Below are 12,587 nucleotides of genomic sequence, written 5' to 3'. Positions count from 1 at the left end.
ATTACACCTGTAGGGTTCATAGCGAGGAATAAAGGGCCGGATGTTCCGGCCGGAATATTAGTATTTGCGCGCCTGGTCGAGGTGGGCATTAAGCTTCTCTGCCACCGCCTGCGTGCGTTCGGAGGTGGAAGCCTGCGCCACGCCGACGTGCCACCAGCTGAAATATTTGTGCACCATGGTTTTCGGCAGCACCTTGATGTCGATAAGCGTGGAAACGCTCTGCTTCTGCGCATCTTCCAACGCCTCAGCAAGCTGCTCCAGCGTCGTCACGCAATAAGTTTTGCAGCCGTAGCCCGCCGCGATGGCGGCGAAGTCCACCGGCACGAAGCCGCCGTCCAGCTTGCCGCCTTCCGGGTTGCGGAAGCGGAACTCGGTGCTGAAGCTGTCCATGCCATGCTCCATCTGCAGGTTGTTGATGCAGCCGTTGGTCATATTGTCGAACAGCACCACGTTGATCTTGGCGCGCTCCTGAATCGAGGTGACCAGTTCGGAGTGCAGCATCATAAAAGAGCCGTCGCCCAGCAGCGCGTAGACCTCGCGATGCGGCTGCGCCAGCTTCGCGCCCAGCGCGGCGTTGACCTCATACCCCATGCAGGAATAGTCGTACTCAACGTGGTACGAGTTGTAGTCGCGGGTGCGCCAGACGCGCTGCAGATCGCCCGGCAGACTGCCCGCTGCCGCGACAATCACTGCATCCTTTGGGAGCTGCTCGTTTAGCGTGCCGAGCACGCGGCTCTGGGTGAGCACCGACTGGGTCAGGCGATTGAATTCGGCGAACACCGCGTCGCGATCGAGATGGTCGGCAATTTCCGGAATAAAGCCGTCGCCGCTGTATTCCACCTGATAGACGCGCTGCGTCTCTTTCAGCAGTTTGCTCTGCGCCTGCGCGATCTGATCGCCCCAGTCGTTGCGGTAGTTTTTATCCGCCAGCCCCGCCTCCAGCGCGACAAGCGCTTCGCGCGCGTCCGCCAGCAGCTGCACGCCGTCGAGCTTGTAGCTGTCGAAGTTGCTGACGTTGACGTTAAGGAAGCTGACCTCAGGATGCTGGAAGATCCATTTTGATGCGGTGGTGAAGTCGGTGTAGCGCGTGCCGACGCCAATCACCAGGTCCGCCTCTTTCGCCAGCAGGTTGGCGGCCAGGCAGCCGGTTTCGCCCACGCCGCCGACGTTGAGCGGATGATCGGAGACGATAGTGCCTTTGCCCGCCTGGGTTTCGGCGAAGGGGATCTGATAGCGTTCGGCGAACTGGCGCAGCGCCTCGCCCGCTTCGGAATATTTCACGCCGCCGCCCAGCACGATCATCGGCTTGCACTTGCGGCCGATCAGCGCCAGCGCGTCGTTAAGCTGCGCGGCGGTCGGCAGGCGACGATCGAGGCGGTGTACGCGTTTCTGAAAGAAGTAGTCCGGGAAATCCCAGGCTTCGCTCTGCACGTCCTGCGGCAGCGCGAGGGTCACCGCGCCGGTTTCGGCGGGATCGGTCAGCACGCGCAGCGCGTTGATGCAGGCGGTCATCAGCTGTTCAGGACGGCTGATGCGATCCCAGTATTTGCTGACGGCGCGGAAGGCGTCGTTGGTGCTGATGCTAAGATCGTGGCTCTGCTCAATCTGCTGCAGCACCGGATCGGGCTGACGCGTCGCGAAGACGTCGCCCGGCAGCAGCAGTAAAGGAATGCGGTTGGCGGTGGCGGTGGCCGCTGCGGTGATCATATTAGCGGCGCCTGGCCCGACCGACGAACTGCAGGCGATGATCTGACGGCGCAGAGACTGTTTAGCGAAGCCCATCGCGGCGTGCGCCATGCCCTGTTCATTGCGGCCCTGATAAACGATCAGATCGCCGCTATCCTGCTCCAGCGCCTGCCCCAGCCCCAGCACGTTGCCGTGACCGAAGATGGCGAAGAGGCCTTTTACGAACTTCGTTTCCACGCCGTCGACATTAATGTATTGATTATCAAGAAACTTAACCAGCGCCTGCGCGGTAGTCATTCTGATCGTGGCCATATACTTTTCCTTTACATGCTGCAACCTGGTAGCAGGTCAGCGACGTGGCGTATCGCAAAAGCGACCGCAGGTAACTGAAACGTGAAGCGATTATAAACAAATATATTTTTCATAAAATACGATTACAGAAGAAACATTTCATTTTGCGATTGAGATCAAATTTAACCGCGAAACGCGTTATTCAGGGCCTGCTGGAGCAGGCCAGGTGAAACAAGAAGCGAGAAAAGCGGGTGATATGGATAATTTCATTCTATTTCAGCTGGTTCCATGCAGGTCGGCGTATCTGACGCTAAAGGCCACGTAGTCCTGAAACGCGGCGAAACAGCGTAAACATGGCGCACATAATGCGCGAGCGAGGCAGAGTTTTACCTGGTTCACAAAATCGCGATGGATGTTTCATTTCATATTGTGTTTGGAATTTTTATTCCTCATACTCGCCTTATCGTCAGTCTGGCAAGGGCAAAAACCAGACGCACGCCGGGATGTCGGCTTTCTGGCCCGCGTGTCTGCTTATCACAGAAGGAAAACACAGGTATGAGTACACAACAGAAGCGGCTTGATGTGATTTGTATTGGACGCATCGCCGTCGACCTTTACGGACAGCAAATTGGCGCGCGGCTGGAGGATATGAGCACCTTTGCCAAATATCTCGGCGGCTCCTCCGGCAACGTTGCCTACGGCACCGCGATTCAGGGGCTGAAGTCGGCGATGCTGGCGCGCGTGGGCGATGAGCACAACGGCCGCTTTCTGCGCGAAGAGCTGAATCGCGTGGGGTGTAATACCGACGGACTGATTACCGATAAGCAGCGTCTGACCGGGCTGGTGATCCTCGGCATCAAAGATGAAGAGAGTTTTCCGCTGATTTTCTACCGCGATAACTGCGCCGACATGGGGCTGGTGCCGGAAGATATCGACGAAGACTTTATCAATGCGTCACGCGCGGTGGCGGTGACCGGCACCCATCTGTCGCATCCGCAGACGCGCGCCGCGGTGCTGAAAGCGCTCGATATCGCGAAGCGCAACGGCCTGCGCACCGCGCTCGATATTGATTACCGCCCGGTATTGTGGGGGCTGACGTCGCTCGGCGACGGCGAAACGCGTTTTATCGAGTCGCAGCAGGTGACGCGCCAGCTGCAGGAAGTGCTGCACTATTTCGACCTGATTGTTGGCACGGAAGAGGAGTTCCATATCGCGGGCGGCAGCACCGATACGCTGGCGGCGCTAAAAAGCGTGCGCCAGGCGACGCAGGCGACGCTGGTGTGCAAGCGCGGTCCGCTGGGCTGCGTGGTGTTCGAGGGCGAAATCCCCGACAGCTGGGAGCTGACGCGCCTGCACAGCGGCGTGCGGGTTGAGGTCCTCAACGTGCTGGGCGCGGGCGACGCTTTTATGTCCGGCCTGCTGCGCGGCTGGCTCAACGACGAGGGCTGGGAGCAGGCGTGCCGTTACGCCAATGCCTGCGGCGCGCTGGTGGTATCGCGTCACGGCTGCGCGCCAGCGATGCCGACCAAAGCGGAGCTGGATGATTTCCTCAGCCGCGACCGCGAGGTGAAACGCCCCGATCTCGACGCGCGTCTTAATCATCTGCATCGCGTCACCACGCGCAAACAGCGCTGGCCGGAGCTGAACGTCTTCGCCTTCGACCATCGCAAACAGCTGGCCGATATGGCGCGCGAAGCGGGCGTCGACGAGAGCAAAATTCCGGCGCTGAAGGTGCTGTTGCTGAAGGCCGCTGAAGAGGCGGCGCGCGAGGCGGGCCTGGAGACCAAGAGCGGCATTCTGGCCGATACCACTTATGGCCAGAAGGCGCTGAACGCCATTACCGGCAAGGGCTGGTGGATTGGCCGTCCCATCGAGCTGCCCGGCTCGCGACCGCTGCGGCTGGAGCACGGCAATATCGGTTCGCAGCTGATCGACTGGCCCGCCGAGCACGTGGTGAAATGTCTGGTGTTCTATCATCCGCATGACAGCGCCGAGATGCGCAAAGAGCAGGACGAGCTGGTGCTCGACGTCTGGAAAGGCTGCAACAAGAGCGGTCATGAGCTGCTGCTTGAGGTGATTCTGCCAGAGAGCAATCACGATCGTGATGAGGCCCACTATCTCACCATTCTCAGCCACTTTTATCAGCTGGGCATTCAGCCTGACTGGTGGAAGCTGCCGCCGCTGTCGGCGGAGAGCTGGCAGGCGATCGGCGGCCTGATCGAACAGCAGGATCCCCACTGTCGCGGCATTTTGCTGCTGGGGCTCGACGCGCCGGAAGAGAAGCTGAAGGCGGGTTTCGCCGCGGCGGCGCAGGCGCCCTGGGTGAAAGGTTTTGCAGTCGGACGCACTATTTTCGGCCAGCCGTCGCGCCAGTGGCTGCAGGGCGAGCTGGATGATACGGCGCTGGTGGAGAAGGTGAAGGGCAACTATCTGCGGCTGATCGGCTACTGGCGCGCTGCGCGCGGTTAGTCGCGGGCTTGTTGTGCTGACGCGTGAGGCATAAACCGATCGCAAAGTCGCTTATGCATCCATGCTCGCTCGGCCCGCGCCTTCCCTGGCGCGGGACGCTTTGCTCTTCGGTTTATGCCTCCCGCTTTTTAAGCTTTTGAGCTGTCTGTACAACACAGCCATCTCAACGACGGGAACAATCCCGTCGTTTTCATTTCAATAGCTTATTTCAGCGTGATGCTCTGAACGATGCTGTCCGCATCGCTCTGCGCCTGCTGCTGGTTGTCGCCCGGCAGGGTAATCTGCAGCGTCAGCAGTTTGCCGTCGACCTTCGCCAGAATCACCGAGGACCATGAGGTCTGGTTATTGGCGGAGACCACGCTGTCGAGACGCTGCGCAGGCTGATCTTTCAGGGTAATCGCTTTGTCGGACACCACCTGCAGCTGCGGGTCGCGGTTGCGCTGCTGCTGTTCCAGACGCTGCGCCAGCACATCCAGCCCTTCGTTAGTGGCCTCGCCAGCGATAACGATTACGGCGCGCGCGCCGGTTTCATCGGCGTAAACGTGCATATTGGTCGTCTGGTTGCCCAGCTTGCCGCTCTTGTCCGACATGCCTGCCGGCAGCGAGAAGCTCAGCTTGCCGTCCATCAGCGTTACGTTCTGCGCCGACTGGCTGGCGCTGGTGCCGTTGCTGCCGGTCGCGTCATCTTTCTTCTGATCGCAGGCCGCCAGGCCCAGCACCAGTAAGCCAATACCCGCATATTTCACTAAGTTTCGCATCTGAATCCCTTTATTTGATTCCAGTAAGGCGTTCATACAACTCGAATCAGGCGGCAAAAGCAACCGCCCGATTGTCAGAAGATCTTAGCGGGTCATTGCGAAAGGCTCTATCGCCGGTTAGCCGAAATTTACCTGCGGGCGCTGCGAGCGCTCCGCCAGACGCTTCAGCATCGCATTGAGCAGCACGCCATAGGCGGGCAGGAAGAAGACCAGGCAGATCAGGACTTTAAAGCTGTAGTCCACCAGCGCGATCTCGACCCAGTGCGCGGCCATAAAGGGGTCCGTGCTCTTATAGAAGGCGATAAAGAAGAAGGCGAGCGTATCGCTGATATTGCCGAGGAACATTGCGCAGCCCGGCGCGATCCACCACTGCGGCAGCTGGCGCAGGCGGTTAAAGACGTGAACGTCGAGAATCTGCCCCAGCGCGTAGGCCATAAAGCTGGCGCAGGCGATGCGTGCGACGAACAGGTTAACGTTTTGCAGCGCCGCCAGGCCCTGCCACTGGCCCTGATAAAACAGACTGGAGACCAGATAGGAGACAAACAGCGCCGGGATCATCACCGCGAGGATAATGCGGCGTGCCAGCGGCGCGCCGAAAATGCGCACGGTCAGGTCGGTCGCCAGAAAAATAAACGGAAAGCTGAATGCGCCCCAGGTGGTATGGAAGCCGAAAATAGAGACCGGCAGCTGCACCAGATAGTTACTGGAGATAATCACCAGCAGATGAAACAGAGAAAGCCAGATCAGCGCATGCTGACGCTGACGCAGAGAAAATGCGATCATAGTGGACCTTTTTCATATTGGGGTGAGGGAACCCATTGCCGCGCAAAGCTGAGCCAGCGCGACGGTGTCGATGTTAAAAACCGCGGCATCTTACCGCGTTGTGCTATTTACGCAATGGTTAATTTTAACGCAATCGTTCTCGTCTTGCGTCTGCGGGGCGCCGCGTTAAAATGAGCGCCCCCTGTTTAGAACCGAGTGATTTATGAGCGACAACTTCTCCCATGCCGACCATCAGCTGGATGCCCTGGGCCTGCGCTGCCCGGAGCCAGTAATGATGGTGCGTAAAACGGTCCGCACCATGCAGGATGGGGAAACGCTGCTGATTATCGCCGACGATCCGGCCACCACGCGCGATATTCCCGGTTTCTGCCGCTTTATGGAACATCGCCTGCTGGCGCAGCAGACCGACACCCTGCCTTATCACTACCTGATCCAGAAGGGCCTCGGCGCCTGATCGTCGCGCCTGCTACCTGCGACGCGCGCGCAGCAGCCGCAGCGCGTTAGCGGTCACCAGCGCCGTCGCGCCGGAGTCGGCGACCACCGCCAGCCACAGGCCGGTCAGGCCCAGCAGCGTGGTGACCAGAAACAGCGCCTTCAGCCCCAGCGCAATGGCGATATTTTGCCGCAGCGTGGCGCGCGTGCGTCGCGCCAGCGCCACTAGCGACGGCAGCAGCGGCAACGCATCGCGCGTCAGCGCGGCGTCGGCGGTCTCTAGCGCGATATCGCTGCCGCTTCCCATGGCGATGCCGATAGTGGCCGCTTTCATCGCGGGCGCGTCGTTGATGCCGTCGCCGACCATCGCCAGCGGGCGCTGCTGGCCCAGCGCGCGAATGGCGTCGACCTTGTCACCAGGCAGCAGGCCGGCGCGAAAGTCGATGCCGAGTTCGCCGGCGATCGCCGCCGCCGCACGCGGGTTATCGCCGGTGAGCATCAGGCTCTCAATGCCCATTCTCTTCAGCTCCGCCAGGGCGTCGCGCGCGTCGGCGCGCAGGTTGTCGCGCAGCGCCAGCGCGCCCAGCGGTTCGCCGTCGCGCAGGATCGCCACCAGCGTTTGTCCCTGTTCTTCCTGCTGCAGGATCTGCGCGCGCTGCTCGGCGCTCAACGCGTCGACGCGGCCGGGCGACAGCAGCTCGACCTGTGCGCCCTCGACCTGCGCGGCGATGCCGCTGCCCGCCAGCGTCATCTGCTGGCTGGCGGAGGGCAGAATCAACTGCCGCTCGCTGGCAGCCGCGACGATCGCGGCGGCCAGCGGATGGGTCGATCCCTGTTCCACCGCCGCCGCCAGAGCCAGCAGCTCATCCTGCGACGCTGTGGCGAAGCAGAGCACGGCGGTAACCTGCGGTTTGCCCTGCGTCAGGGTGCCGGTTTTGTCGAAGGCGACGGCGCGTATCTGGCTGAGACGCTCCAGCGCCGCGCCGCCTTTAATCAGCGCGCCCTGGCGCGCAGCGGCGGCGAGGCCGGAGGTTATGGCGGCGGGCGTCGCGATCACCAGCGCGCAGGGGCAGCCGATCAGCAGCAGCGTTAGCCCTTTATAGATCCACGGCAGCCAACCGCCGAAGCCAAGCAGCGGCGGCGCCACCATCACCAGCGCGGCCAGCAGCATAATCAGCGGCGTATAGAGACGGCTGAAGCGATCGATAAAGCGCTCGACCGGCGCGCGGTGGCTTTCGGCCTCTTCAATCAGGGTGAGAATACGGTCGATGGCGCTGGCGCCGGGTTCAGAGGTCACTTCAAGCTGAATCAGCCGATCGACGCTGGTGGCGCCCGCCAGCAGCGCATCCCCTTTTTCACGCGTGACCGGCAGCGATTCGCCGGTCAGCGCGCTTTCGTCCAGGCTCGCCTCATTGCTCAGCAGGCGGCCGTCTACCGGCAGGCGTCCGCCCGCTGCCACTTCGATAACGTCGCCGGGGCGCAGCGCCGCCAGCGCCACGGTCTCCCGCCTGTCGCCATTAAGCCGCGTGGCGTTTTCCGGGCGCAGCGCCATCAGCTGCGTCACGCCGCTGCGCGCGCGGGCTGCAGCAAAAGCTTCCAGCCGTTCGCCCAGCAAAAACAGCAACAGCACCATCGCCGCTTCGGCGTGGGCGCCGATCAGCAGCGCGCCGGCGGCGGCGACGCTCATCAGCGTTTCGATAGTAAAGGGCGAGCCGCTGCGCGCGCGTTGCCATGCGCCACGCGCCACCGGCCACAGGCCGATCAGCGTCGTAAGGATAAACAGCCCGTCGCCCCAGCGCGGCATAAACTGGCTCAGCATCACGCTGGCGAGCAGCAAAGCGGCAAGCAGCAGCAGGGCGCGGTTTTCGCGCCAGCGGGAAGCGGGTCGGGGCGTTGGGGCGTCGTCGATCAGCGAGAAGCCGGCGCGCGCGACCGCCTGTTCAACCGCTGCGGCGACATCGGCGCTGGCCTCGACCAGCAGCTTTTCGCTGGCGAAAACGACGCGGGTGCTTAGCACCTCAGGCAGCTGGCTAACGGCGGTTTCAACGGTGCGGGCGCAGCTCGGACAGTCCATGCCGCTGACGCGCCAGCTAAAGCGCCAGCCGCCTTGCCTGTCGCTCTCTTCGTCGTTGCCGCCGGCATGACCGTCGCCGCCTGGGCTGTCGTCGGCCTCGCAACAACCGCCACCGCAGGCTGGCTGAATGGGCGAGGCGGCACTGATGTTCAGCCGTGCGGGCGCGGCGCCAGGCAGGGTGCACAGCGGTCTCGCGGCGGAATGGGTATGGCGAGAGCGGCCGCAGCCGCAGGCGTGTTCGTGATGATGTTGCTGCATAAAACCTCCAGTAACGGACGGGCGATCCCGCCCGCTACTGCATCCTACACTCTGGAGTCGACTCCAGAGTCAAGGCTGGTTTTACATCAGAAGAGCCACAGCGAGCGGACAATCATAAAGTGTCCGGCAAAGTAGCAGGCGGCGACGATGGCGCTGTCGGCACGAAAGCGGCGGCGATAGTGGCTGACGAACCAGACGATATTCGCCAGCAGCAGCAGACTTGCGCCCACCACCAGCGTGAAGCTGTCGTCGGTGGGACGGAAGAGATACTGCTCGGCGGCCAGCCAGGTCATCACCAGCGTCATGCCGATCAGCGTGCAAATCGGCCAGCGCAGCGTCTCCAGGCGGTTCCAGATGGTCGCAATGGTGATGGCGCCGATAATCAGCAGCGTCAGCGGAATCGGCCAGTAAAAGGTCATCGTCATACTGGCGGCGAAGCAGATGGTGTACAGCAGGTGAGAGAGGAAGAAGGCGCCCAGCGCGTAGAGCATTTGCTGGCGCGGCAGCAGCAGCAGCGCGTCGCCGACCAGCGTCGCGATCAGTCCGGCGATAATCAGGTAATCGGTCGGTTTCAGCACCGGCGCCTGCCAGGCCCAGCCCACCATCAGCAACAGCGTGACGGGTTTAAAGAGCCAGCGCTGCCACTGCGGGCCGCGATAGGATGCGTCAACATAGAGCCAACCGGAGAAAAGTACGGCAAGAAATGACCAAAGCATTGCTGCTCCCTTAAGGACAACCTGTCCATCAGATGGTGAAAATTCCCAATAAGTCGATCTCAGTTTAGGTTACGGCCTCGCAATGTGACAATCAGGCAACTCTGGTTGTATGCTTCACCCGCATTGCTTTCCAGAGCTTAACGAGACGAGAAAAAACCATGAGCAAACCACCGCTACTCTTTTTTATCGTGCTGGCCGTTATCGCCGTGCTGGCGACCCGTCAGTTTATCAAGCAGCGGCGCGAGACGGCGGTGAACGACGCCTCGCCGGTGCGCACGCTGATGGTGAAGGTCAAGACCAAGCGGGAGTATCCGTCGCCCAACCGGCGTTCGCGCCAGCGCGAAGTCATCGCGGGGGAAGAGATGCGCTACGAAGCCTGGTTCCATCCTCTGAACGGCGCCAGCGATATCAAAGCGATTGTGGGCGAGCGTGACTACAACCAGATGGATACCGGCGCGAAGGGCGAGCTGAAGATGCAGGGATCGCGCTTCGTCAGCTTTACGCCGGCGCAGTAAAAGCGGGCTGTTCAGCCCGCTATTTTACTTCTTCTTCGGAAAATTAGCCTTCTGCCAGGCCAGCAGTTCAAATACACCGAACAGAAAGATTTTGGTCTGCGTCCAGCGATCGATCGGCGGCGCGTCTTTCGGCTGGGTAGCGCGCAGCAGCGTCAGCTGCAGTCCGTGCATCAGGATCATAAAGAACAGCGCGACGTGGATAAAATAGCGCAGCGGTTTAGGGTAGGGATCGACCAGGTTAAAAAGTAAAAAAGCCCAGACGCACAGCATTAACAGGCGGCCTAAATTAAGCAACATCGGATGTCTCTTGTTGTCGGTGATATAAACGATACGCCACTTGTCCGGCGATCTTCTCGCGATGCAGCGCCCAGCTAGCGGGCACGGGCGGCGCGCCGTGCTCGACTTCGCTCTCTACATAAATCATCGCCTCGTCCGCCAGCCAGCCATTCTGCTCCAGCAGCTGCAGCGTCTGCTCCAGCAGTCCTTTGCGAAACGGCGGGTCGACGAACACCACATCGTATGGCTTGCCGGAGCCGGCCAGCCAGTTAAGGGTATTGGTGTTGATCACCTGCGCATCGCTGGCGCGCAGGGTGTGTAAATTCTTTTCCAGCTGCTGCGCCACCGCACGTTCCAGCTCCAGCAGCGTCACCGAACCGGCGAAGCGCGACAGCGCCTCCAGGCCGAGCGCGCCGCTGCCGGCAAAACAGTCCAGGCAGCGCGCCTGCTGCAGAACCGGCGCCAGCCAGTTAAACAGGGTTTCACGAACGCGATCGGTGGTGGGGCGCAGTCCGGCGCTGTCGGGCACCGGCAGTTTGCGTCCGCGCCACTGACCGCCGATGATGCGGATTTGTCCGGCACCGCCTGTGCCACGAGGGGTTTTACTCATCTTGCTCACAACTCGTCATAATTTGTTGCGTAGTTTAACGGGCGAACGAGTGAGAAGAAACGGTAAAAAAGGGTGCTGTGGTGCGCTGGCTGGAAAGTGTTAGACTAGTGAGTTGCTGAAGTCATACATAATTCTGCCGTTTTTCGCCCTTTCGGCGGTAAAAACCAGAGCTAATTTTTATCCCCTGGGAACAGCGAGCGACCGGGATTAAGCCATCGAGGAGTGTCGTCACACAATGGCAAAAGAGAAAAAACGTGGCTTTTTTTCCTGGCTGGGATTTGGCAAAGAAGAAGAGACACAACAGCCTGCTGAAACGCCTGAACAGCAGCCAGATGAGGCTGCGCTAGCGCAGGCGGAAACCGAAGCGGCGCATACCGTCGAGCTGACCGAGCAGGTCGCCGAGGCGCAGCGCGAAGCGTCTGCGCAGGCCGCGGAAGAGCATGTGGTTGCGGAAGAACAGGTCGCAGCAGAGCCGGAAGCGATCGTCCAGAAAGCGCAGGACGCGGAAATTATCGCGCCGCTGGAGGAGATCGTTCCGGAAGAAGAGCCGGAGCTGGCGCCGACGCCTGTCGCAGACGAGATATTGCCGGAAACGCTGCCGGAAGAAGAGCAGCCGCTGGATGACGAAGAGCTGGCCGCGCTGGCGCTGGCGGAAGCGCCGCAGGACGAGGCGGCGGAAGAGATCGCCGCGGAAGCGGAAGCGATCGCTGTTGAGAGCGACGCGCAGGATACGGTCAGCGATCTGCCGCTCGCCGCCGCGCCAATTATCTCCCAGGAGCAGGAACGTCCCACTAAAGAGGGATTCTTCGCACGCCTGAAGCGCAGCCTGGTCAAAACGCGCCAGAACCTCGGCTCCGGCTTTATCAGCCTGTTCCGCGGCAAAAAAATCGACGACGATCTGTTCGAAGAGCTGGAAGAGCAGCTGCTGATCGCCGATGTCGGCGTTGAGACCACGCGCCGCATTATTACTAACCTGACGCAGCAGGCGAACCGCAAACAGCTGCGCGACGCGGAAGCGCTCTACGGTCTGCTGAAAGCGGAGATGTCGGGCATTCTGGCGAAAGTAGACGCGCCGCTCGACGTCAGCGGCAAAGGGCCGTTCGTGATCCTCATGGTCGGCGTCAACGGCGTCGGCAAAACCACCACCATCGGCAAGCTGGCGCGCCAGTATCAGGCGCAGGGCAAATCGGTGATGCTGGCGGCGGGCGATACCTTCCGTGCGGCAGCCGTGGAGCAGCTGCAGGTGTGGGGCGAACGCAACAATATTCCCGTTGTGGCGCAGCATACCGGCGCGGATTCCGCCTCGGTGATTTTCGACGCCATTCAGGCGGCGAAAGCGCGCGGCGTCGACGTATTGATTGCCGATACGGCCGGCCGTCTGCAGAACAAATCGCACCTGATGGAAGAGCTGAAGAAAATCACCCGCGTGATGAAAAAACTGGACGAAGAGGCGCCGCACGAAGTGATGCTCACCCTCGACGCCAGCACCGGCCAGAACGCCATCAGCCAGGCGAAGCTTTTTCATGAAGCGGTCGGCCTGACCGGTATTACCCTGACCAAGCTGGACGGTACGGCGAAAGGCGGCGTGATCTTCTCGGTGGCCGATCAGTTCGGCATCCCGATTCGCTATATCGGCGTCGGGGAAGGCATAGAAGATTTACGGCCCTTCAAGGCCGAGGATTTTATTGAGGCACTGTTTGCCCGAGAGGACTAATTGGG

The 12,587-nt window shown here is 61.1% G+C and carries 11 protein-coding genes; 4 read left to right on the top strand and 7 right to left on the bottom strand.

The features are described from left to right. Positions 1-57: 57 nt before the first annotated feature. A complete protein-coding gene (gene iolD, locus JS46_RS16710; RefSeq protein WP_033753246.1) occupies positions 58-1,998 on the bottom strand; it encodes a 3D-(3,5/4)-trihydroxycyclohexane-1,2-dione acylhydrolase (decyclizing) in 1,941 nt (646 codons plus the stop codon). Positions 1,999-2,532: 534 nt separating this feature from the next. Here iolD and iolC point away from each other — a divergent pair. Beyond that, complete coding sequence (iolC, locus tag JS46_RS16705; RefSeq protein WP_033753244.1) at positions 2,533-4,446, top strand: 5-dehydro-2-deoxygluconokinase; 1,914 nt, start codon at positions 2,533-2,535, stop codon at positions 4,444-4,446. A 203-nt stretch (positions 4,447-4,649) separates the two neighbouring features. Here the strand turns inward: iolC and JS46_RS16700 are convergent, their stop codons facing one another. Both JS46_RS16700 and JS46_RS16695 read right to left on the bottom strand, forming a co-directional pair. Then, positions 4,650-5,204 (bottom strand): DcrB family lipoprotein, encoded by a 555-nt coding sequence (locus tag JS46_RS16700; protein WP_033753537.1) that lies wholly within the window; start codon positions 5,202-5,204, stop codon positions 4,650-4,652. 117 nt (positions 5,205-5,321) lie between these two features. Beyond that, positions 5,322-5,987 carry a 7-cyano-7-deazaguanine/7-aminomethyl-7-deazaguanine transporter gene (locus JS46_RS16695; protein WP_033753242.1) on the bottom strand — a complete coding sequence of 222 codons (666 nt, stop codon included), beginning with the start codon at positions 5,985-5,987 and terminating at the stop codon, positions 5,322-5,324. A 202-nt stretch (positions 5,988-6,189) separates the two neighbouring features. Here JS46_RS16695 and tusA point away from each other — a divergent pair, with 202 nt between their 5' ends. Then, the gene (tusA, locus tag JS46_RS16690) at positions 6,190-6,441 is read left to right on the top strand and encodes a sulfurtransferase TusA (RefSeq protein WP_033753239.1); all 252 of its coding nucleotides are present in this window, start codon (positions 6,190-6,192) and stop codon (positions 6,439-6,441) included. Positions 6,442-6,453: 12 nt separating this feature from the next. On the opposite strand, the gene JS46_RS16685 is transcribed toward tusA, so the two are convergent. Both JS46_RS16685 and JS46_RS16680 read right to left on the bottom strand, forming a co-directional pair. Beyond that, positions 6,454-8,751: a zinc/cadmium/mercury/lead-transporting ATPase gene (locus tag JS46_RS16685; protein ID WP_033753235.1), complete on the bottom strand. Its 2,298-nt coding sequence runs from the start codon at positions 8,749-8,751 to the stop codon at positions 6,454-6,456. Between the two features lie 86 nt (positions 8,752-8,837). After that, positions 8,838-9,467, bottom strand: a complete 630-nt coding sequence (locus JS46_RS16680; protein ID WP_033753233.1) for a lysoplasmalogenase — start codon at positions 9,465-9,467, stop codon at positions 8,838-8,840. A 158-nt stretch (positions 9,468-9,625) separates the two neighbouring features. Between JS46_RS16680 and JS46_RS16675 the strand changes: the two genes are divergently transcribed. Beyond that, positions 9,626-9,982: a DUF2500 domain-containing protein gene (locus JS46_RS16675; RefSeq protein WP_033753230.1), complete on the top strand. Its 357-nt coding sequence runs from the start codon at positions 9,626-9,628 to the stop codon at positions 9,980-9,982. 24 nt (positions 9,983-10,006) lie between these two features. On the opposite strand, the gene JS46_RS16670 is transcribed toward JS46_RS16675, so the two are convergent. Both JS46_RS16670 and rsmD read right to left on the bottom strand, forming a co-directional pair. Further along, positions 10,007-10,279, bottom strand: coding sequence for a DUF1145 family protein (locus tag JS46_RS16670; RefSeq protein ID WP_033753227.1), 273 nt, complete (start codon positions 10,277-10,279; stop codon positions 10,007-10,009). Then, the gene (gene rsmD / locus JS46_RS16665) at positions 10,269-10,868 is read right to left on the bottom strand and encodes a 16S rRNA (guanine(966)-N(2))-methyltransferase (RefSeq protein ID WP_033753224.1); all 600 of its coding nucleotides are present in this window, start codon (positions 10,866-10,868) and stop codon (positions 10,269-10,271) included. Before rsmD ends, JS46_RS16670 begins: the two co-directional genes overlap by 11 nt. Before the next feature lie 235 nt (positions 10,869-11,103). Here rsmD and ftsY point away from each other — a divergent pair, with 235 nt between their 5' ends. Next, entirely contained in the window at positions 11,104-12,582 is a 1,479-nt protein-coding gene (ftsY, locus tag JS46_RS16660; protein ID WP_033753221.1) for a signal recognition particle-docking protein FtsY, read from the top strand. Positions 12,583-12,587 lie beyond the last annotated feature (5 nt).

The organism is Pantoea sp. NGS-ED-1003, from assembly GCF_000738765.1.
GTDB lineage: Bacteria > Pseudomonadota > Gammaproteobacteria > Enterobacterales > Enterobacteriaceae > Pantoea > Pantoea septica.
The sequence above is the reverse complement of the archived record's forward strand: the minus strand, read 5'-3'. Positions and strand labels throughout refer to the sequence as shown.

What these genes read in the sequence shown, in the direction of transcription:
- iolC (WP_033753244.1), top strand. Translation starts at nt 2,533, where the DNA reads ATGAGTACACAACAGAAGCGGCTTGATGTGATTTGTATTGGACGCATC.
- iolD (WP_033753246.1), bottom strand. Translation starts at nt 1,998, where the DNA reads ATGGCCACGATCAGAATGACTACCGCGCAGGCGCTGGTTAAGTTTCTT.
- JS46_RS16700 (WP_033753537.1), bottom strand. Translation starts at nt 5,204, where the DNA reads ATGCGAAACTTAGTGAAATATGCGGGTATTGGCTTACTGGTGCTGGGC.
- tusA (WP_033753239.1), top strand. Translation starts at nt 6,190, where the DNA reads ATGAGCGACAACTTCTCCCATGCCGACCATCAGCTGGATGCCCTGGGC.
- JS46_RS16685 (WP_033753235.1), bottom strand. Translation starts at nt 8,751, where the DNA reads ATGCAGCAACATCATCACGAACACGCCTGCGGCTGCGGCCGCTCTCGC.
- JS46_RS16680 (WP_033753233.1), bottom strand. Translation starts at nt 9,467, where the DNA reads ATGCTTTGGTCATTTCTTGCCGTACTTTTCTCCGGTTGGCTCTATGTT.
- JS46_RS16670 (WP_033753227.1), bottom strand. Translation starts at nt 10,279, where the DNA reads ATGTTGCTTAATTTAGGCCGCCTGTTAATGCTGTGCGTCTGGGCTTTT.
- JS46_RS16675 (WP_033753230.1), top strand. Translation starts at nt 9,626, where the DNA reads ATGAGCAAACCACCGCTACTCTTTTTTATCGTGCTGGCCGTTATCGCC.
- ftsY (WP_033753221.1), top strand. Translation starts at nt 11,104, where the DNA reads ATGGCAAAAGAGAAAAAACGTGGCTTTTTTTCCTGGCTGGGATTTGGC.
- JS46_RS16695 (WP_033753242.1), bottom strand. Translation starts at nt 5,987, where the DNA reads ATGATCGCATTTTCTCTGCGTCAGCGTCAGCATGCGCTGATCTGGCTT.
- rsmD (WP_033753224.1), bottom strand. Translation starts at nt 10,868, where the DNA reads ATGAGTAAAACCCCTCGTGGCACAGGCGGTGCCGGACAAATCCGCATC.